The organism is Microcoleus sp. K5-D4 (assembly GCF_036704575.1).
Classification (GTDB): domain Bacteria; phylum Cyanobacteriota; class Cyanobacteriia; order Cyanobacteriales; family Microcoleaceae; genus Microcoleus.
In genome coordinates, this window is record NZ_JAUBSD010000028.1 from 17,525 (window position 1) to 37,779 (window position 20,255).

At 46.8% G+C, this 20,255-nt stretch carries 19 protein-coding genes; 15 read left to right on the top strand and 4 right to left on the bottom strand.

What is annotated here, in order from left to right:
* Window positions 1-55: 55 nt before the first annotated feature.
* Window positions 56-1,042 carry an AAA family ATPase gene (locus tag QUA77_RS11465; RefSeq protein ID WP_333450212.1) on the bottom strand — a complete coding sequence of 329 codons (987 nt, stop codon included), beginning with the start codon at window positions 1,040-1,042 and terminating at the stop codon, window positions 56-58.
* A gap of 159 nt (window positions 1,043-1,201) precedes the next feature.
* On the opposite strand from QUA77_RS11465, the gene QUA77_RS11470 reads away from it, so the two are divergent.
* Together QUA77_RS11470 and QUA77_RS11475 are read left to right on the top strand one after the other, a co-directional pair.
* Window positions 1,202-1,495, top strand: a complete 294-nt coding sequence (locus QUA77_RS11470; RefSeq protein WP_333450213.1) for a hypothetical protein — start codon at window positions 1,202-1,204, stop codon at window positions 1,493-1,495.
* Window positions 1,496-1,627: 132 nt separating this feature from the next.
* On the top strand, window positions 1,628-1,825 hold the full coding sequence (locus QUA77_RS11475) for a DNA-binding protein (RefSeq protein WP_333450214.1): 198 nt from the start codon (window positions 1,628-1,630) through the stop codon (window positions 1,823-1,825).
* A 113-nt stretch (window positions 1,826-1,938) separates the two neighbouring features.
* Here QUA77_RS11475 and QUA77_RS11480 read toward each other — a convergent pair whose 3' ends face one another.
* A complete protein-coding gene (locus QUA77_RS11480; protein WP_333450215.1) occupies window positions 1,939-2,064 on the bottom strand; it encodes a hypothetical protein in 126 nt (41 codons plus the stop codon).
* 267 nt (window positions 2,065-2,331) lie between these two features.
* Here QUA77_RS11480 and QUA77_RS11485 point away from each other — a divergent pair, with 267 nt between their 5' ends.
* Both QUA77_RS11485 and QUA77_RS11490 read left to right on the top strand, forming a co-directional pair.
* On the top strand, window positions 2,332-2,670 hold the full coding sequence (locus QUA77_RS11485) for a hypothetical protein (protein WP_333450216.1): 339 nt from the start codon (window positions 2,332-2,334) through the stop codon (window positions 2,668-2,670).
* Complete coding sequence (locus QUA77_RS11490) at window positions 2,654-3,100, top strand: DUF5958 family protein (protein ID WP_333450217.1); 447 nt, start codon at window positions 2,654-2,656, stop codon at window positions 3,098-3,100. Before QUA77_RS11485 ends, QUA77_RS11490 begins: the two co-directional genes overlap by 17 nt.
* A 216-nt stretch (window positions 3,101-3,316) precedes the next feature.
* On the opposite strand, the gene lepA is transcribed toward QUA77_RS11490, so the two are convergent.
* The gene (gene lepA / locus QUA77_RS11495; RefSeq protein WP_006632512.1) at window positions 3,317-5,131 is read right to left on the bottom strand and encodes a translation elongation factor 4; all 1,815 of its coding nucleotides are present in this window, start codon (window positions 5,129-5,131) and stop codon (window positions 3,317-3,319) included.
* A gap of 327 nt (window positions 5,132-5,458) precedes the next feature.
* Here lepA and QUA77_RS11500 point away from each other — a divergent pair, with 327 nt between their 5' ends.
* From QUA77_RS11500 to QUA77_RS11510, 3 genes are all read left to right on the top strand, one after another.
* Window positions 5,459-5,686: a type II toxin-antitoxin system CcdA family antitoxin gene (locus QUA77_RS11500; RefSeq protein WP_015176471.1), complete on the top strand. Its 228-nt coding sequence runs from the start codon at window positions 5,459-5,461 to the stop codon at window positions 5,684-5,686.
* 569 nt (window positions 5,687-6,255) lie between these two features.
* Window positions 6,256-8,154 (top strand): ATP-binding protein, encoded by a 1,899-nt coding sequence (locus QUA77_RS11505; RefSeq protein ID WP_333038692.1) that lies wholly within the window; start codon window positions 6,256-6,258, stop codon window positions 8,152-8,154.
* A 746-nt stretch (window positions 8,155-8,900) separates the two neighbouring features.
* Window positions 8,901-9,710, top strand: coding sequence for a GAF domain-containing protein (locus QUA77_RS11510; RefSeq protein WP_333038695.1), 810 nt, complete (start codon window positions 8,901-8,903; stop codon window positions 9,708-9,710).
* A 306-nt stretch (window positions 9,711-10,016) separates the two neighbouring features.
* On the opposite strand, the gene QUA77_RS11515 is transcribed toward QUA77_RS11510, so the two are convergent.
* Window positions 10,017-11,555 carry a PAS domain S-box protein gene (locus QUA77_RS11515; protein WP_333450218.1) on the bottom strand — a complete coding sequence of 513 codons (1,539 nt, stop codon included), beginning with the start codon at window positions 11,553-11,555 and terminating at the stop codon, window positions 10,017-10,019.
* Window positions 11,556-11,875: 320 nt separating this feature from the next.
* Between QUA77_RS11515 and QUA77_RS11520 the strand changes: the two genes are divergently transcribed.
* The 8 genes from QUA77_RS11520 to QUA77_RS11555 all read left to right on the top strand — a co-directional run bounded on the left by QUA77_RS11520 (window position 11,876) and on the right by QUA77_RS11555 (window position 20,120).
* Complete coding sequence (locus QUA77_RS11520) at window positions 11,876-12,526, top strand: DUF3386 domain-containing protein (RefSeq protein WP_333450219.1); 651 nt, start codon at window positions 11,876-11,878, stop codon at window positions 12,524-12,526.
* 279 nt (window positions 12,527-12,805) lie between these two features.
* Entirely contained in the window at window positions 12,806-13,042 is a 237-nt protein-coding gene (locus tag QUA77_RS11525; RefSeq protein ID WP_006632519.1) for a NifU family protein, read from the top strand.
* Window positions 13,043-13,200: 158 nt separating this feature from the next.
* Window positions 13,201-15,447 carry a glycoside hydrolase gene (locus tag QUA77_RS11530; RefSeq protein ID WP_333450220.1) on the top strand — a complete coding sequence of 749 codons (2,247 nt, stop codon included), beginning with the start codon at window positions 13,201-13,203 and terminating at the stop codon, window positions 15,445-15,447.
* 354 nt (window positions 15,448-15,801) lie between these two features.
* Window positions 15,802-18,369 carry a PAS domain S-box protein gene (locus QUA77_RS11535; protein ID WP_333038703.1) on the top strand — a complete coding sequence of 856 codons (2,568 nt, stop codon included), beginning with the start codon at window positions 15,802-15,804 and terminating at the stop codon, window positions 18,367-18,369.
* Window positions 18,370-18,395: 26 nt separating this feature from the next.
* Window positions 18,396-18,545: a hypothetical protein gene (locus QUA77_RS11540; RefSeq protein ID WP_333038705.1), complete on the top strand. Its 150-nt coding sequence runs from the start codon at window positions 18,396-18,398 to the stop codon at window positions 18,543-18,545.
* A 182-nt stretch (window positions 18,546-18,727) separates the two neighbouring features.
* On the top strand, window positions 18,728-19,120 hold the full coding sequence (locus tag QUA77_RS11545) for a response regulator (protein WP_190655560.1): 393 nt from the start codon (window positions 18,728-18,730) through the stop codon (window positions 19,118-19,120).
* Between the two features lie 462 nt (window positions 19,121-19,582).
* Window positions 19,583-19,801, top strand: coding sequence for a hypothetical protein (locus tag QUA77_RS11550; RefSeq protein WP_190655558.1), 219 nt, complete (start codon window positions 19,583-19,585; stop codon window positions 19,799-19,801).
* A 106-nt stretch (window positions 19,802-19,907) separates the two neighbouring features.
* A complete protein-coding gene (locus tag QUA77_RS11555; RefSeq protein WP_333038710.1) occupies window positions 19,908-20,120 on the top strand; it encodes a hypothetical protein in 213 nt (70 codons plus the stop codon).
* Window positions 20,121-20,255: the final 135 nt, after the last annotated feature.

The following is a 20,255-nucleotide window of genomic DNA, read 5'->3' on the forward strand; positions in this document are numbered from 1 at the left end:
CTCTAACGAAATATTTTCGTAAAAAACCCGGTTTCTGGGCCCCCATGTGTAAGTCCTAGTTGATATAACCAGCATAAGTTTGATAGCATAACTGCATCAATTTCTGAGGATAGCCGCCACTTTCCGCAATTAACCCCGTAATTTCTTTCTCTGTAAAATTCACGGGCTGAGCAATAGGTGTTAACCAGGAAGCCTGGAGGCGACTAACAATAAATTCGCGGCTGATTCTTTCATCCCATTGCGTCAGATTTTCCTCAATACAAATCCCTTTAAAAGGAGATGTCATATTTCTGTCTTGACTGTCAGGAAACAGGGTATCGAGAGAGGTGCAGGCGGCGACAACTAGACGCAAAGGTGCGTTATTTCCCTCAGCCAAACCCCGCAGTTGGCCGCGTACTTGGTTAGTAAATCCATCCCAGGTCATTTTCTCGACTTCATCTAAAAGCAACAGCAATCGGTGCGATTCTAAAGTCCGTTCTAGTAAATATCCCTTCGCTGTCTCGATACCCGCTTTGTCGCATAAAGCACCGTAAAAGTCATCTTCATCGCAAACATTTTTTAAATCGAGGTAAATGGGTTGGCGCGGATGATGGAGTTGATTTGGGGCTTCTCGGTAAATGGCTTGTAGCACAGAACTTTTGCCGATCGCTCTTTCGCCAATGATTGCTACGCTACTGCCACTATTCAGCGTCTCGAATACCCGCCGAATTTCCCTTTCTCTGCCAAAGAAAAATCGCGGCTCGTCTATCTTGCCATGTTTGGGAATAAATGGATTATTATAGTTAATATTTATTGGCTCTTCATCGAGCTTTTCAATGTCTGGCCAATGCAATTCTAAAGCTGTGCAAATTGCAATAAAATAGTCGGTATTGACACCCTTCTTGTTAGCCAAAAACTTGTTAACTGTTTGAAGGCTGATGCCTATAGTTCCTCCCCTCTTAACATTAGCTGCTAAGTCTTCGGGCCTCCAGCCTTTACGTTTGAGAGCTGTTTTTGCTTTTTCGATTCCTGCCTGGGATGCTTTGAGCGTTGGTTGTGGCATAGCCAAATTACAAACCTTTTAAGTATTGTAGCAAGCGATCGCAAACCAAACGCATCTTAAACGCATATCAAACTCATACTAAGTGAAACCTATACACAGGCTGACTTTCAAGCTTTTCCCCTTTAAGATTAAAACATATCCAATAAGAAAGTAGCAATTATGAAAGCTAAACCAAATATGACACCTGCTAAACCCAAATCTACTAAAATGACTCGTAAAAACACTCCTCCTCAATCTCCCTCTCCTTTCCAGTACGTCTTCGCCACTGTTATCTTTTTTACATCACTTTCTGGAGGCGTGTCTTTCTGGATTAGTACCGAAGATCGGCCATCTCCCCAACAAGTTCGCATTTTTGAGACTTGCAATAGCACTTGGAATATGGGTGTGGGTGCGATTTTCGCACTTTTAAGCAGTAAGGTAGTTCAAGATGATGATGATGATGGTGATGAGTAATCTCTGATAGTTTATTTGCAAAAAGGCGATCTGCCTTTTGCTCCAAAAGTGCGATCGCCCTTTCAAAAACCCTAACTCCTACTCAGACAGTTGACGTGCTAAACTCAGAGTATCGTCACAGCCACAAACATAATGCAAACGATTACCATCACAATTCCAGACGATCGCCTGCAAAAGCTCCAAGAAACCGCCAATATCCTCGGCGTTTCCCTAGAAGCATTACTGCTTGCCGGCGCTGAAAACTTGATGGCACTACCAGAAACATCGTTCCAAAATGCTATGGAATACGTCCTCAAAAAGAATGCTGAACTTTACCAAAAGCTCGCGTAATGCGCTATCTAACTTTAACAGAAATCTTAGAACTTTATCGGCGCATTATCGAGCAGTCTGGCTGCGCTGTCATATTGTTCCTAATTCTATTTGATAAATTCTCGCTCTGAAAACTAAACTTTATTATGCCACAGTGCGATCGCCCTTAAGCTCCAAAAGTGCGATCGGCTGGGATAGCGACCGACGATCGCCCATTGCAAGCTGGACGGGCGAGGTGGCACAATAAGGGAAACTTCCAACAGATTGCAGGGCATGAGCGACAGCGAGAGGATTTCAGTGGTTTTGCCAACACAGGCTAAAAAGGATCTCGAAAAGTTGTGCGATCTCGAAAAGTGATCGATCTCCAACTTTGTCTACCTTCTGATTCAAGAGGCGATCGACCAAGCAAAAGCACCCGGCAAGCTCAAATCAACAGATGACTGAAACTAAAACTTGATTTATCGTGATTAATTTTTAAATCGAGAAGTGCGAAAAAACTCGCCTACTGCAATGCTAATATTCATTAAATGAGAGGTGTAAAAACATGGCAAGAAGCAGCCATATCTCCAGAAGATGCCAGGAGAATTCAGAATGCAGCCGATCGCACAAAACAAACCATCATAGTTCTTGGCAGTCGAGCAAACGGGACAAGTAGGCCAACTTCTGACTGGGACTATATAATGTTAGGTAACTCTCGCCAGCGGCATTCCGCTCGCAGTTCCGTCCCTCGCGGTACAAGTGGCGGCGAAATTAATAGTTCAGGTCGAGAAACGGGAATCGATATTTTTACTGGCTCCCTCATCTCAGGAGAACCTCACGTTATATTTGAGCCAGACTTAGGAGAGGCAAATGAATCTAGCCGATGAAATTAGAATCAATCAAATTCAACAAGAATTAATTAGCCACGAAGATGCAAAAAACTGGTTTTTAAGCTTCCCAACCGAATACCAGCAGGAAATATTGCAGCGGCTATCATACATGACCCTCCAAGCAGGGGCGCGAGAAGAAGATGTTTCCCTAGCTATTGCCAAATCAAAACTTCGCCCAACTTACACCCCTTGTGTGTTGCTGAGTAGAGGGCGATTAAAAGAACAAATGGCAAAGCTTTTGAAACTGCCGCCCTCAGAATCTATCAAAACCTTTTTCCTGTTAATGAGTTTATTGGCAATTGCCGATGCGCGCAGGTACTGCAAATATTGTCAAGATGGCTGTAGCCACTGGTGGCATCGCGATTTGAGCGATCGCAAAGTTGTAGATGAAATTCAGCGCGAGTTTCAACAAAGCATTCTTGTTTAACTTGTAGTAAGCTGTGATGCGAGCGGGCGATCGCCACTCACGCTGCAGCCTTATTCTGGGCTTCCACAGGGACGGGCAAGATGCCCATCCCACAATCAAATTGACTCTTCGCTTCACAGGCATCTTGCCTGTTCTAGATGACTGCAAACCACTACAAAAAACAGACTCTTTGTGGAACAGACCCAAAAGCCTGTTCCTGACAAAAAGCCACACAGATTACGAATCCCGATCGAGCTTCAGCACAGCCATAAAAGCTTCCTGCGGCACATCCACAGTACCCACAGACTTCATCCGCTTCTTACCCTTCGCCTGCTTTTGCAGCAACTTCTTCTTCCGCGAAATATCGCCGCCGTAACACTTCGCCAACACATCCTTCCGCAAAGCCGGAATGTGCTCCGAAGCAATCACCTTCGCACCAATTGTCGCTTGAATCGGCACCTTAAACTGGTGGCGAGGAATCAACTCCTTGAGTTTTTCCGTCAATCCGCGACCCACATTGTAAGCCTTATCCCGGTGTACGATCATCGCCAAAGCATCAACCGGATCGCCATTAATTAAAATGTCCATTTTCACCAACGGATTTTCGCGATAACCGATAAGGTGATACTCCATGCTCGCATAACCGCGCGATCGCGATTTCATCTGGTCGAAAAAGTCAGTCACCACCTCCGCCAAAGGCAACTCGTAAACCAGCGTAGTTCTGCCTTGACTCAGATACTTCATATCCATAAAAATGCCCCGCCGACTTTGAGACAGTTCCATCAGCGCGCCCACATAAGTTTCCGGCGACAGCATTTCTACCCGCACATAAGGTTCCTCAATTTTCTCGCGATACTGAGGATCGGGCAAGTGGCTGGGATTGTCAATTGTTAATACTTCTCCTTTAATTGTTGTGATTTGATAAACCACAGAAGGAGCCGTAACAATCAAATCTAAATTGTATTCTCTCTCCAGTCTTTCTTGCACAATTTCCATGTGCAGCAAACCCAAGAAACCGCAGCGGAAACCAAATCCCATCGCACTCGAAGTTTCCGGTTCGTAAGAAAGCGCCGCATCGTTGAGTTCGAGTTTTTCTAAAGCTTCCCGCAAATCGGGAAATTGGTCAGCATCGATCGGGAACAAGCCGCAAAAAACCATCGGCTTTGCCTCTGTATAACCCGGCCAAGGCTCCGGTGCAGGCTTTTTGACCAAAGTAATCGTATCGCCAACGCGAGCATCAGCTACTGCTTTAATTGCCGCGCCCAGATAACCAACTTCCCCCGCGTGCAGTTCGTCTACTTGAACTTGAGTCGGTGAAAGGATGCCTAATTCATCGATGACATATTCCTTACCCGAAACCATCAACAAAACTCGATCGCCCTTTTTGACACTTCCGTCCATCACCCGGAAATACACAATTACCCCGCGATAAGGGTCGTAATAACTATCAAAAATTAGCGCCCGCAGCGGTTTGTCCACAGTATCCTGCGGCGGCGGCACCAATTCGACGATCGACTCCAAAATCTCATCTATACCAATTCCTTCCTTAGCCGAAGCCTCAATCGCCCCGCTACAGTCCAGACCGATAATTTCTTCAATTTCCCCTTTTACCCGTTCCGGTTCTGCCCCCGGCAGGTCAATTTTATTTAAAACAGGAATAATTTCCAAATTGTTTCCCAAGGCAAGATAGACATTTGCCAGGGTTTGTGCTTCCACACCTTGAGATGCGTCAACCACCAGCAGCGCCCCTTCGCAAGCAGCGAGCGATCGCGACACCTCGTAAGAAAAGTCCACGTGTCCGGGAGTGTCGATCAGATTGAGCACGTACTCCTGACCGTCCTTGGCAGTGTAATTCATCCGAGCCGCTTGCAGCTTGATCGTAATGCCGCGTTCGCGTTCGAGATCCATATTGTCTAAAAACTGCTCCTTCATCTCCCGTGCCTGCACAGTCCCAGTCGCCTGCAACAGGCGATCTGCCAAGGTCGATTTTCCGTGGTCGATGTGAGCAATAATCGAAAAATTACGAATGCGAGATACAGGGACGTTAGTCATGTTTTTTATCGAAGAGCTAATCGGCAAAGGATACTTTTTGTTGTATGATTACACAAGCAAGAGTAGAGTGCTTACTTCAACCTCTTACTGGGGATTGAGATGAAACCACAACTGAGACAAACCTCAAGAGTATCAGTTATTACCCTTCAAGTGTCCGGGCTCGGTCGGACACCCAAAAGGAAAAAACTTTTCTCTGTCTCATTGTACAGAAAGCTGTTAAGCGGTTGAGGAAAGGTGGGGTGCAAATCAGGGACTGCAAATATCTAGTCCAGTCGGTTGTCATCAAAAGAATTGAAACTTAAGAATTAAAACTAGGATTTTTTAACTATGAGCCAGTCAAGTATACCCTCCCACAGTTCGTCAGAAAAAGTGGAACTATCTATCCATATAGATTCTGAACTCCTCGACCAAATTAAGCACTTGACTAATGACCCCAGCAAAGTCATTGAAACAGCAATCAAGCAGTGGCTCAGAGGCGAGCGCCGCGAAGACGAGCTGGCTCTGAGTTTACGCCGCAACCCCCCAGTCCCGCCCCGCGGTGAGTGGAACGACTGAGGTGCTCTCGCCCCAGACGGCGCGCGCAAATCTGCAGGCTGTGAAATTTAGATCGCGCGGGCGAGATCCTCTCCTGCAGATTTCGTCGCTAAAGCTACAGGTGGGGGGCGAGTGAACTCGGCTAAATCACAACCTCGGAACTATTCCAGGTGAGGGAAAAAATGCGTGAGCCAGTCCCGGGCTTGAGTTGTTGGCAGCCTCAGATTTTGGCGTAATTTTCAAACTCGATCGTTAATCGGTGCAGATTCCTAATTCCTCAATCTTAATTTTTATCTTTAAATTACCCAAAACGGCTGAGAACGAATAGTTTTGAGTTTTGAGTTTAGTTCACAGTTAAATAATTAATATTTTATGAGTTCATTAATCACTCAAAAGTCAATAGTAGAAGCCGAAAATTCTTGCAAATTGTGAGTTTTGAGCGATTAATGTTTTAATTAAAAAGCCAACAACTTTTTAATTGATTAATAACTCACAAATTAACAGTAGAAGCCCCAAACAAGGGGGAGTATTGAGTTCTTTATAAAAAACTCAATACTCCAAAATCCGAACTACTATCATCCCCTACTCTGATGGACTCTAACACAGATTTCCGGCGATCGAGCCTCGCCTCTACAGTTTTTTTTCAAGAGTTAGGGGCAGAATTAGTATTTACCCAAGACGCCTCTGGTCGATATCTATCTTTTTACTGGCAAAAAGCCGAGCAATACAACCTTACAGCAGAACAAATTGTCGATCGCCCCTTCAGCGAAACCCTGCAACCCATCCCCCCTGCGCCTTATCTCGATATCCTGCGGCGGGCGCTCGAAACCCTCGTACCGCAACGGTTCAGCTATCCATTTGGCCACGCCGGACAATATTTTCTCTTCGATTTGACACTCACTCCGGCGATCGACTCAAACGGCAAAGCTACAAAAGTCTTAGTTATGGGAAGGCTGCTGTCTGACAAACCCACAGACAGACGGCCCGACTCCCCAGAATTCATGCTCTATCGAGCTTTGCCATCCCCCTTGGACGCCCGCCAACAAATGTCGCTTCCAGCGAGCCGTATCCCCGGTCGATCGCTCCCTCCCTACTCGGAAATAGACCGTAAAATCATCTCCCAAATCGCTCAAAACCTGCACAAAACCCTCGATTTAGCTACCATTTGGCAGCAAACTGTTAACAGCTTGGGTCAAGTTTTAAACGCGAGTCGCTGCATCATCTGTTCCTACAAAAAAGACAGCGAAAATCTCGAAACCTCCCCCTTCCTTGCCTCCGAAAATCAGCCAAAATCGACCGCAGCAGCAGCCGAATTACAACAGTCTATAGCTAGCTACCCCTCGCCCCCGCTTTCCCCAACTCAAATCGAAAATCTCCAATCGAAAACTTTTAAAGTAGTAGCTGAGTACCGCCAAGAAGCTTACTCTTCTATGCTGGGAGTAGAACTGCGCGCAGCCGAACAGCCAGGGTGGATTCAAACTTTAGCCACCTTAAAACCAGTAGCAGTCGATTACGCCTCCCCCGCCACCGATCCCTTCCACCGCCATTCCGTGCTCGTAGCAGCTACCTCCTATGAAGACCAACCCAATGCACTGATATGTTTGCACCGCTGCGGCAGTTCCCCGAAATGGAGTCCAGTCGAACTCGAATTCGCCCGCGAGTTAGTCGCTCAAGTCGGCAGTGCGATCGCCCACGCTACACTTTACCAAGAATTAGAACAGGCCCGCGCCGAAGCCGTAGCTCTTTCCCAACTTAAAAGTCAATTTCTTGCTAATACTTCTCACGAACTCCGCACCCCCCTCAACGGCATCCTCGGCTTCCTAAAACTGCTTATGGACGGCATGGCAGATGACCCCGAAGAAGCGCACCAATTTATCGAAGAAGCTTACCGCTCAGCAGTACATTTGTTCAATGTGATTAACGATATTTTGGATGTCGCTAAAATCGAAGCTGGCAAAATGGAGTTAGACCTCGCTCCCGTCAAACTCGGTGAACTGTTGCAACAAGTTGAGAATTTTACACGGGTTCAAGTCGAGCAAAAGCGATTGCAATTTCAAATCCAAAAACCCCCTGTGGAGGACGAGATTATTGTGTACGGCAACTACCAACGCCTGCTTCAGGTAATCTTGAACCTCACGGGCAATGCGATTAAATTTACCGGGGAAGGGGGAATTCGCATCAGTGCCGAGGTTATTAAGAAAAAGGTGACTGTTCACAACCAGCAGTTCCCCGGAATGGTGAAAATTCGAGTTGCTGATACTGGCATTGGGGTTTCTCTCGACAAGCAAGATAAATTATTTGAGTCGTTTTTTCAGGTAGACGGTGCTCGTACCAGACAATACGGCGGCACCGGTTTGGGATTGGCTATTTCTCAAAAACTGGTAGAAGCAATGGGGGGTACAGTAAATTTTTACAGTATGGGGGAAGGACTCGGCTCGACGGTTACTTTTACTGTGCCGCTTTATCAAGAACCACTATTTAAAAATTAATCATCGGTAATTGGTCATCGGGACGTTGAAGGAATTAGGAATCAGCACAAATTAAGAAGCAAGAGGGAATCAGGAAGCAGAAAAAAAACTGCTAGAGCGATTCTCAATTTTTGTGAGGTACTCGCCAGCTTTTTTACCAATTACCAATTACCCAACTGTACCTTACTCACTTAAAAATTGCTATATTCGTGTATCCGTGAGTTCCGTTTCGTGAATAAAAGCCATCAATAATTTGTAATTATCCTACAAACACAGTTCGATCGCCCACCCAGGTATCAATTTTGACTTTTATCCGTCGCCGAGCTCCCTCCTTAGGAGTTTTGGACTCATATTCATCACCCCCGCCACTTCCGATCCCCACCCAGAATTGGCATAAATCAAATCAGGGGGATACGGATAACAGCTAATCTTTAATCTGTCGGCTGGCAGCTCACACCTCCGAGTAAACCCCCACAAACCGCCAACTTTACAATAACTTAATGGCTACTTTTAGCACTGATTCAGCTTTCCAATCCCCTACTGTCAAGGATTTTTAAGAAAATACAACGCTCTCCCTTCTATGTGAAAATCATAAAGATCTTGTAAAGACACCGCAAATACTTAGTAATGTTTGACTGCCTGTGGCAATATTTAAGTAGAATTACGTAATCCATAAGTCGGACAGCGGCAGGCTGACAAATTCAGTAACTTCCTGCTCTGTTGCCGGAGTGGTAAACTTTTGCCAGTCTAGTAGAAAAAGGGTTGCTATGAATCAGCAAATATCAGCTCAATCGCAAAAACTTTTACTCCAAATTGGCAGAAATATTCGTCGCACCTTGGATCTCCATACCATCTGGCAGCAAACAGTTAACACTCTGGGAGAAACACTAGGCGTGAGCCGCTGTATCCTTTGTCCCTATGAAAGTTCTAGCCTGCAAGTCAAAGTAGCTGCTGAATACTGCCAAGAACCATTTTTACCCATGCTGGGAATGGAAATTTCGCTGACAGCAGCACCTCATTTCCTTCAAGCTCTAGCCACCCTCGAACCGGTGGTAGTAGACTCCTTTGCAGCCAATGACCCTTTTGGGCCGCAGTCGCTGCTAGTTGTGGCTACCGCTTACCAAGAGCAACCTAACGGCATAATTAGCTTGCATCAGTGCAAAGGTCGATCGTCGGGGAAGGGTAAGACCGATCGACCTTGGACTCAATGCCAGATCGAATTCGCACAAGAACTCGCCGAGCAAGTAGGAAGTGCGATCGCCCTCGCCACCCTCTACCAAGAGCGCACCAAGCGAGTACAAGGACTATCCCAACTCAAAAAGCAATTTTTGTTGAAGGCGTCCCACGAGCTCCGCACTCCCCTAAATCACATCATTGGCTATCTACAACTAACCATAGACGATCAAGCTGACGATCCCATAGAGGAGAGAGATTTTATCCAAGAAGCTCACCGTTCGGCTATCCACCTTTCTCAGGTAATTTCCAATATCTTAGATTACATTGAGTTAAGTGAAGCTTGCCAAACTCACGCAGAGTTAGCCACTTTGAGGAGTCAGGAAAAATCTGGGCATCAGTAAAGTTTTTAGTGGCGTATTCAACAAGTCTAATATTTACCGTGCCAACAAATTTTACCCTGAAAAACCTGAAACTTTATCGATAGATTCCCTCAATAAATTCGGTAGCTAATTCATCAATTTTTTCTAGGGAATTATAGTTTTACACAGTACAGCATAGCAAATACTACACGTAGTAACTCGGTGTATTTATCATATTATGTCCGGTCGAACGACTCCCATCAAATAGGTTATTTGACCCGAAAGGATATGGTAAGCATAAAATTGCACTTTCGCACTTTTAATTCTTTTAACTTGTGCTTGATAGAATTACCCACCGCCCTTTTTTTTCGGAGTTTTTGGAGGGCTGACATAGCGCGCCCAAAAAGGCTCCTCCATATCTTTCATCGCTGCTAGCTTTTGGCGCTCTTCCTCTATGCGCTTGCGTTCTGAAAGATCAGAAAATATGTTGATACTGCCGACAGTCTGGCCGCCCGCATCTCGCACGCGCGCCGCCCAAAGCCAAACATTGATCGAACTACCGTCTTTTTTCAACAAAGATATTTCCAAACCGTTTTGCGGTTTGCCATTAGACACAGACTTTAGCAGCGCGTAAAAATCTTGCTTTTGGCCTTCAGGAATATTTGGTAAAGGTTTCCCTAAAACCTCAGCCGCAGTCCAGCCAAAAAGTTGTTCGGCGGCGCGGTTCCAAACAACGGTATTGCCGTCATTGCTGGTACAGTTAATCGCCAGCGGCGCCGATGCTATCTGCGCTTGCAAAACTTGGTTAACGAGTTGCAGTTTCAATTCTACTTGCTTGCGATCGGTAATTTCCTGACAAGCGCCCCACAAACGGACAACCCGTTCAGCAGTTTTGTCCCACACCACTTGCCAGTAGTCCTGCAACCAGCGCACCTCGCCTTTTTGATTAATAATGCGATACTCATTGGCTCCAGTGCGGCTGAAATTACAGCCTTCTAACTGTTTAATTAACATTTCCCTGTCGTCGGGATGAACGAGTTCGGAGTTCCACCAACCAAACGATTCTAATTCTTCAGGAACGCAACCGGTGCAGCGATCAAAAGCTTCTGTCGCCCACTCGCAGGCGAACTTGCCGTCGGGCAGTCCCTTAAAAGAATAGGCAAAATCCGAAGTAATTTGCGACATAACTCTGTAGTGGATTTCCGACTCTCGGACTGCCATTTCGGCTTGTTTTCGTTCCCCTATTTCCCGCGAATTAATTATAATTCCCTGCACGCTAGAATCGTAAAGCAAACTGTTACCTATTGACTCCATGTAGACCCAAGAACCGTCAGCGTGGCGTTTCCGATATTCGATTACCCCACCAATTCCGGGAGCTTCTAACAACTTACCAAAATACGTCTGCCAAGCCAGCAAATCGTCTGGATGGATTAACTCGCCGTGAAATTTGCCAATTCTTTCTTCTGGGTTGTAACCCAAAACCCGCTGTAGGGCTCCGCTGTGGTATCGAACTCGCCCGTCGGAGCCGACAATGCTAATTAGATCGGGAGAATTACGCAGCATAGCTTGCAGTTTTGCTTCACTTTTAGTTAATGCTTGAGTGTCCCTGCGATGCTGGCTGATTTGTTTTTCCAACTGCTCCCGTAGCTGTCTGATTTGCCCTACTTGCTGGGCTACAGTGCGTTCCAAAAGGCGATTATTTTTTTCAAGTTCAACCAGCTTTGCGGCGTTATTTGTGGCGCTTTCAAACAAGCGGCTGCCTGCCATTTCCTGTAGAGAATTCGATAAATCTTCCAATATTTTTGTAAAAATTGCCTGTTGCGGCTGTGGCAATTCCCTAGCTTGTTCCTGCAATGTTTCTAAGTGTTGGTAGACAGTTTCTAGCATTTTATTAAGGGGGGAATCTAATAGTTGCCTGCGGGTGCAACCCCTAAAAAGCGGACACAAGTTTTTTCAACATAACCCATAACTAAGACTGGTGTCTGGCGATCGACCCATCGCGCTCTCAATAACCAGGCATTTTGTGACTTTATTTTCAAATCATAGCAACCGATAAAGAAAGTAAATTCTTGTTGCGCCCTAATTGCCAGCCCAGCAGCACCCCCAACAAGTGCTCGCCAGGAGTGCGGGTAACTCCCCTACCCAGCGAATGTGGGGCTTCTCGCGGTTAAGCTAAACTAGATGGGTGTCAAGAGAAAGAGGGATTTATGACAGAGCAAGCCAACGCTCGCGATTTGTTTCGCGCTGCTTACGAACACCGCTATACCTGGGATGCCAATTTTCCCGGTTACAGTGCCGATATTGAACTCAAACAGGGCGACGAAGTATATACGGGTCATGTTTCCATCAAACCCGACCTGAGCGTGGAAGTCAGCGGCATTGAAGATGAGGAAGTGCAGCAAAGCGTCTACACCCAAATGCGCGATATTGTCACCCACCGCAAACGCTCGACATTTGAAAAATCTCACGGCAAAAATAGCTTTACCCTGGGCGAGAAGGACAGCACCGACGCTGTGGACATCTTGGTGCAAGGCGACTCAATGGGCTCGAATTATAAAATCCGAGGTCTCTCAATTTGTCAAGTCAGCCGGGTGATGGGCCGCATGGCTTTCGTAATTGACACACACAAAAGCTTAGAGACACCCGAAGGTTCTTTGGCGACTCACTACGATGCCGTTTTCCGCAACCCCCAAACAGACGAAATCATCAAAGAACTCGAATTTGAAGATACCTTTGAGAAGATAGGCGACTATTATGTCATGACAAAGCAAGTAGTTCGAGCAAAAGAAAAAGGTCAACTGACAACAACCGAGTTCAACTACTCCAACGTCAAACTGCTAGAACCAGCAGTAGTGTAACGCGATCAAAAACCCAATTTCTTAAATAAAAGGGTTTTTTTGGTTAACGTATCAGAATCAACTTGATTTGGCGGCAAGTAACGCTACGATCGAACGAGAGAGCTAATTGGGATCGAGCATCAGCGTGACAGAAACCGGGTTTACTGCCGCGGACTCACCTGAGTGCCTAAGTCTTTTATCAAAAAACCCGGTTTCTTAAATCCCGCGCGGGTTGAGAATGCTGTCCTTAAGTCAAATCGAACTTTCATCAACTGCAAGAAATCATCACAGAGGCGAAATATGACACTAGCACTAACCAGAGATAACGTCGAAACAGTTCTCGATGAAATGCGCCCCTACCTGATATCCGACGGTGGCAACGTCGAACTCGTAGAAATTGACGGCCCAGTGGTACACCTGAGACTACAAGGAGCTTGTGGCTCTTGCCCGAGTTCCACAATGACTCTGAGAATGGGCATTGAACGTCGCCTGCGCGAGGCTATCCCAGAAATTGCCGAAGTCGAACAGGTAATGTAATTAGTCAGTTGACAATTGGTAGTTGGCAGTTGACGGTTGACGGTTGAGGGTTGACTGTTGACTGTTGACTGTTGCCAATTACCCAATTTAATTGCTAATTACCAATTACCAAATTTAATTACCAATTACCAATTACCAATTACCAATTACTAAATTCAATGTCTCACCCCCTTTATGTAGCCTTCATTTGGCACCAACATCAACCGCTGTACAAATCCAGAATATCAGCTAACTCCACAGAGGCTCAATACCGACTGCCTTGGGTGCGCTTGCACGGAGTCAAAGACTACTTGGATTTAGTGCTAATGCTGGCAAAATATCCCAAACTTCATCAAACCGTAAACCTGGTTCCGTCCTTGATTTTGCAGATAGAAGACTGCATCGCAGACAAAGCATTAGACCCTTACTTGACGGTGACATTAAAGCCAGCAGAAATTTTAACCAGCCCAGAACAAGAGTTCATTTTAGAACACTTCTTTGACGCCAATTACCACACTCTGATTCAGCCACACCCCCGCTACGCTCAACTCTACACTCAGCGGCAGGAAAAAGGCATTCAGTGGTGTTTGGCCAACTGGAAATTGGAGGATTTTAGCGACTTGCTGGCCTGGCACAATTTAGCTTGGATTGACCCGCTGTTTTGGGACGACCCCGAGATTGCAGGGTGGCTGAAACAAGGACAAAATTTTAGTTTGGCAGACAGAAAAAACATCTACTCAAAACAAAAAGAAATCCTCGCTCGCATCATTCCCCAGCACCGTAAAATGCAAGCTGAGGGACAGTTGGAAGTCTCCACAACCCCCTACACGCACCCGATTTTACCGCTGCTTGCCGACACTAATGGCGGCCGCATAGCTATTCCAAACATGACGCTGCCACAACACAGGTTTCAGTGGGAAGAAGATATTCCCCGACACCTGAGAAAAGCCTGGGAAATGTATGAAGATCGGTTTGATTGCCAACCGCGCGGTTTGTGGCCGTCGGAACAAGCAGTCAGCCCGGAAATTTTGCCCTACATTGCCAAACAAGGCTTTAAATGGATAGTCTCGGACGAAGCAGTATTGGGGTGGACAATTAAACACTTTTTCAACCGCGACGCGACAGGGAATGTCTACGAACCAGAATTCTTATATCGCCCTTACCGTTTAGAAACTCCTGACGGTGATTTAGCTATAGTATTTAGAGACCACAGATTGTCCGACTTGATCGGGTTTACCTACGGTTCGATGGAGCCGGAAAAAGCAGCATCAGATTTAGTGGGACACTTAGAAGCGATCGGCAGAACTCTCAAACACCGACAACCCGACGGTCAAACAGCTTTAGAAAATCCCTGGTTAGTGACGATCGCCCTAGACGGCGAAAATTGCTGGGAATTCTATCCCCAAGACGGCAAACCGTTCTTAGAATCCCTCTATCAAACTCTCAGCGACAATCCAGATATCAAATTAGTCACAGTCTCGGAATTTCTCGACAAATTCCCAGCAACCGAAACAATTCCCGCAGCCCAACTGCACACCGGTTCCTGGGTGGACGGTTCCCTCACAACTTGGATCGGCGATCCCGCGAAAAATCGCGCTTGGGACATATTAGGGCCCGCCAGACAAATGCTGGCAAACCATCCAGAGGCCACAGAAGAAAGCAACCCCGAAGCTTGGGAAGCGCTTTACGCTGCCGAAGGTTCCGACTGGTTCTGGTGGTTTGGCGAAGGCCACACATCGAACCAAGATGCCATGTTCGACCAGCTATTTCGGGAACACGTAGCGGGAATTTACGAAGCTCTCGGCGAGCCCGTCCCCCCGGAAGTTCGACGACAAGTAGAGGTGCACGAGGTTCAAGGCGACCACCTGCCGCTGAGCTTTATTCACCCGGTGATTGACGGTATCGGCAACGAACAGGATTGGGACAAAGCCGGCCGGATTGAAGTTGGGGGAGCAAGAGGTACGATGCACCGGAGTTCGGCAATTCAGCGGCTTTGGTACGGGGTTGACCACTTGAATTTTTACATTCGTGCCGACTTCAAGGTAGGGGTGCGGCCGGGAATTGATTGCCCGCAGCAGTTAAATTTGTTCTGGTTTTATCCCGATCGCACCATGCACAACAGTTTGATTCCGCTGTCGGGTTTGCCTGACGAAGCACCGCTAAACTATAGATACCACCATCAGTTAGAGATTAATTTGCTGACAAAATCGATTTGGTTTCAGGAAGCAGAAGAGGGCGATGAGTGGCAGCCCCGCATTAGCCGCGCCCAAGTGGGAGTGGATAAATGTTTGGAGGTAGCAGTGCCCTGGGCAGATTTGCAGATTATGCCCGACTGGCAGGTGAGGCTGATTGCGGTTTTATCGGAAGGGGCGACTTATTCTAGCTGTATGCCGGAAGATGCTTTTATTCAGATCGGAATGCCGTAAAAAGCCATTAGTCATCAGTCATTAGTCATTAGTCGGTAGGGGCGGGTTTCATAGAACTGACAACCCAAATAAATATAAACCCGCCCCCTGAATTAGTCATTAGTCATTAGTCATTTTTTGAACCAACAAACAATTAAAGAATTATCAAATTTTATTAAATTGGGGATTCTACTCTGGCTACCTAATGCCTTGATAATTTCGATCACGTCCGGTCGATCTAAGGCTATAAAATTTGTTGGTAGGGAGGGCTTCATTCCTCATAAAAAAGAGGAGTTAATTCTTGACTACACAACATAATATAATGGTTAATTTACCGGACATCATATCATTAGTCATGGGAAAATTAACAAACTAATGAGCCGCATTTTACTCTTGGTCGATCGCCACCAACAACTTAATTTGCCGATCGCCCACCTCAACACCGAGCATGAGGTGATTGTACTCGATCGCGCTTTAAATCCCAACTCCGACTTTCCCATTCCCCAAATCGCTTTCGACTTGTGCATTCTCGACGAGGCAAATTTTGATCGCATCGGGCCGTTGGTAGAATCATTAAAAACTGCCGCCGAGCCGATTTTTTTACCGTTCTTGCTTGTTAGTCAATCCCAAACGCCTGCTCTTGCTGAGCAGCCATTTTCGCAGCAGGCAAAACAACTCGAACCCAGAATAGACGATTTGATAGTAAGTCCCGTCGAACTCACCCAACTGCATTTGCGGGTAGAGAATTTGTTGGCCCGCCGGTGGCAGTCGTTAGAACTCCACAGACTTCAGGAAGTAATTAAAGAACAGACTTTTACAGAAAGTTTGTTAAAGGACTCGTTGCAAAAGGCAAACGAAAACCTGCAACGGGAAATCGCCAAGCGGGCGGAGGTAGAAACGGCACTGCGAGAAAACTCCTATCTCAACTCGCTGATCAATGCCATGCCAGATATTGTCTGCTTCAAAGATGGCGAGGGCAGGTGGCTGGAGGCAAATCAAGCGATTTTGGAAGTGTTCGACCTAGAAAAAATCGACTACCGCGGCCTGAAAGATTCTCAACTAGGAGAACTCAGCAGTTTTTACCGCGAGGCACTACAGGCGTGCGAGGTGACCGATAGAGAAGCGTGGGAAAAAGGTGAGCTTTCTAGGGGAGAAGAAGTGATTCTCCGCTCAAACGGTACTGTGAAAATCTACGACGTGATTAAAGTACCCGTATTTCACCCCGACGGCAGACGCAAAACTATAGTGATTTTGGGTCGCGACATTACCGAACACAAGCAAACTAGAGACGAACTCGTGCGCTTGGCGTCGATTGTCGAGTCTTCCGACGACGGCATCGTCGGCAAAACCCTCGCCGGGACAATTCAGAGCTGGAACTCAGGAGCCGAGAAGATTTACGGCTACTGTGCTGCGGAAATCAAGGGCCAGTCGATCGAGATTTTAGCCATACCCGAACGCCCCAAGGAAATGCCTCAAATATTGGAAAATATTAGGGCCGGAGCCAGCATCGACCATTACGAAACCGTACACTTGCGGAAAGACGGTCAACAGATAGATGTGTCCCTGACGATTTCTCCGATTAAAGACGCGACTGGAGCGGTAACGGGCGTTTCGACAATCTCTCGCGACATCAGCGACAGCAAGCGAGTCGAAAAAGCCTTTGAACAACTCCGCCACCAAACAGAAATGATTTTGTTCTCGGCAGGAGAAGGAATTTGCGGATTGAACAAAGAGGGAAAAGTAACTTTTGTCAATCCTGCGGCGGTGAGAATGGCTGGGTGCGAATCGAAGCAATTGATCGATCGACCACTCTATGAAAGCTTACACCGTGCACAGGAAGAATGCTCAAGGGCGATCAAGCAACTGTCACCTGCAACAGACATCAATTCAGGGTCGGAACTTGTCCCACACTGCGCCGCACCGCAGGCGGGCAAACTGCTGCCGAACCGGGTAAGTTCTCAAATTTTAGCCACCTTGGAAGACGGAGAGGCGCGGCGCGTCACCGATGAGATTTTTTGGCGGCGAGACGGCAGCAGTTTTCCGGTTGAGTACGTTGTCGCTCCGATGCGAGAAGAAGGCGAAATTATTGGAGCTGTGGTGACTTTTAAAGATATCACGGAGCGGCTTGCCGTCGAGCGCATGAAAGATGAATTCATCTCTGTTGTCAGCCACGAACTGCGGACACCCATGACCTCAATTCACGGAGCCCTGGGCCTTCTCAATAGCGGTCTGCTTGACGCTTACCCCCAGAAAGCTAAGCGGATGCTGGAGATTGCTGTCACTAACACTGACCGTTTGGTGCGCTTGGTCAACGACATCCTAGATTTAGAGCGGATGGAGTCGAGTTACAGCACTGCTATCAAACAAACTTGCAATGTGGCGGAGCTGATGTTGCAGGCGGCTGACGAGATGCAGGGAATGGCTCAGCAGGCGGGAGTTACTCTGTCGGTGAAGCCTGTAGGGGCGCAATTGCAAGCTGTTCCCGATCGGCTAATTCAAGCCTTGACAAATTTACTCAGTAATGCTATAAAATTTTCTCCCTCCGGCGCTACGGTTTGGCTGAGCGGGGAGTTGACCCACAATCCGGATTTGGCAGAAAAAGCAGCCCACAAGTCGGTGTCGTCTCCGTCTTTGTTGTCTCCTGAGCCTGCCGTCGCGCCTCCGCACTTGCCAGTTGCGAGCTCGTGGTACATCGTGATTGCTGTGAAAGACCAAGGGCGGGGTATTCCGCCAGACAAGCTGGAGATGGTCTTTGAACGCTTTCAACAGGTTGATGCTTCTGATTCTCGCCAGAAAGGAGGTACTGGTTTGGGGCTGGCTATTTGTCGCAGTATCGTGCAGCAGCACGGGGGACGGATGTGGGTGGAGAGCGTGGTGGGGGAGGGCAGCACTTTTTTCTTAAGTCTGCCACTTCTGAGGGAGGGGCTGGCAACTGAAAGTTAAGTTCTACCCAGGTGTACCCAAAGTTAATGATTTTGTGCAGATTGTTTGATCGAGTCATCGACAAACAATCTCAGCCTTTTCTGGAGTTTGGGGACAGCAGGCAAAAAGCGCGATTTGAGGTGGAAAAGCGGCTTTTTTGGGTGGGATATTTTACAGCAACCGCGCCAGACGGTTAGGATGTTCTTAGTTGAAATCCTGCCGCTCGATGGCAACTTCGGTCTTCCTTGTTCCTTCTTTCTTCAACATCTGCTATACAGTTTTGAAAATTTACTGTAAAGTCTGATCGGCTAAAATAATTTGCTTTACAAAATATTCACATTTCGCCTCTAATCTGTGATCAGTTCTCATTTCTAAAAAAATGTTAATTTTGACTGCCAAGCGCATCTTGGTTATTGACGATGCGGAAGATATTCGGGAAGTAGCTCAAGTCAGTCTTGAACTGGTGGGGGGCTGGGAAGTCCTGACAGCGAGTTCGGGCCGCGAGGGGGTTGCTAAGGCTCTTGCCGAACAGCCTGATGCTATTCTATTGGACGTGATGATGCCCGACCAAGACGGGCCTACTACTTTTCTACAGTTACAAGCTAATAAGGCTACGCAGCACATTCCGGTAATTTTATTGACAGCTAAGGCTCTGGCTGGGGACAGGCGGATGTTCGCTGATTTGGGGGTGGTGAGCGTGATTGCTAAGCCTTTTGAACCGATGTTTTTGGCGGCTCAGGTCGCTGAGGCTTTGGGCTGGGAGCAAGAATAGATCGATCGCGCGCCTTGAATTGTGCAGCTTTTCAAGCAGTAGTTTTGCAGGCAAAGAGAGTTAAAAAAACTTGGTTTCTTTGGTATGGTTCCTTAGATAGAATCGGGGCGATTGGACAGGATATATGTAGCGATTTAGGCCCCGAACCTTTCGTCGTGTCAGCTTAAGACTCAAAACCTCAGTCCGGTATCAGTTTCAACCCTGTCGGTCTTGGGGTGAAATTGATACCAATTAGGGATGCCTAAATCCCTATTGGTAGTGCGTTCATTTAACCTGATTCGGCCTCAACCATGAGCTCAGTATTCCTACTGATTTATCGGGAAAATATAAGCTGGCAGGATTATTTTACTTTTTGTAACAACTCACTCGTCTTCATAAGTTCTTCAGGTTTTAGTTTTATGTTTAAGCAGAACGTCAGGGATCGCTCCTGACTGTTGGCAGACACATTGGGAGAAGACGACTATGCCCTCAGCTTACATTTTGCTACTAATAGTTTCTCTGGCAGCAGTCTGGGTTTATTGGCAAACCTCTCAAGATATTTTTGTTCTTGTGGCTTGGGCCGGGCTGGGTTGTTTTATTTGGGGTTTCTCTTGGGCTCCTTGGAGCGTTCAGCTTTTGATTGTGGTGTTACTGTTGGGCCTCCAAAAGTGCTACTTGCGCGACGCTCAAAGCTGTGAGTGAAAGAGATTTTTTATTTTTGTGCCTGGAATTGAGATGTGCAGGCCTTCGTGAATCTCTCTAATGATTGGGTTATCGCTCCATATCTTCAAAAAAGGTTTAAAATATCATGAATAGTTGCCCTTGTTGCTCCTCTAAATTGCTCCGCCACGCTCGCCACAATCGCGTTTATTGGTTCTGCTCGCACTGCTGGCAGGAAATGCCCGATCTGGCGGAGATGATTTTAGGTAACAGCACGCGGAGTCACAAACGCGACGGTTTGGTGAAGATGGCGACTTTGACTCCTAAATTGAGGATTTTGGATTCTGTAGAAATTGCTTAGTTTGCTGGAGTTAGTCTCGCGATAAATATTGAGACGGAAAAGATTTTTGTTTGTGCTATCTGTGGGATTTTTGGATAAAAAATGCAAAAGCCCCCTCCGTGTGAAGTGAAGGGGACTTATTAGCGGGGGGGCTTT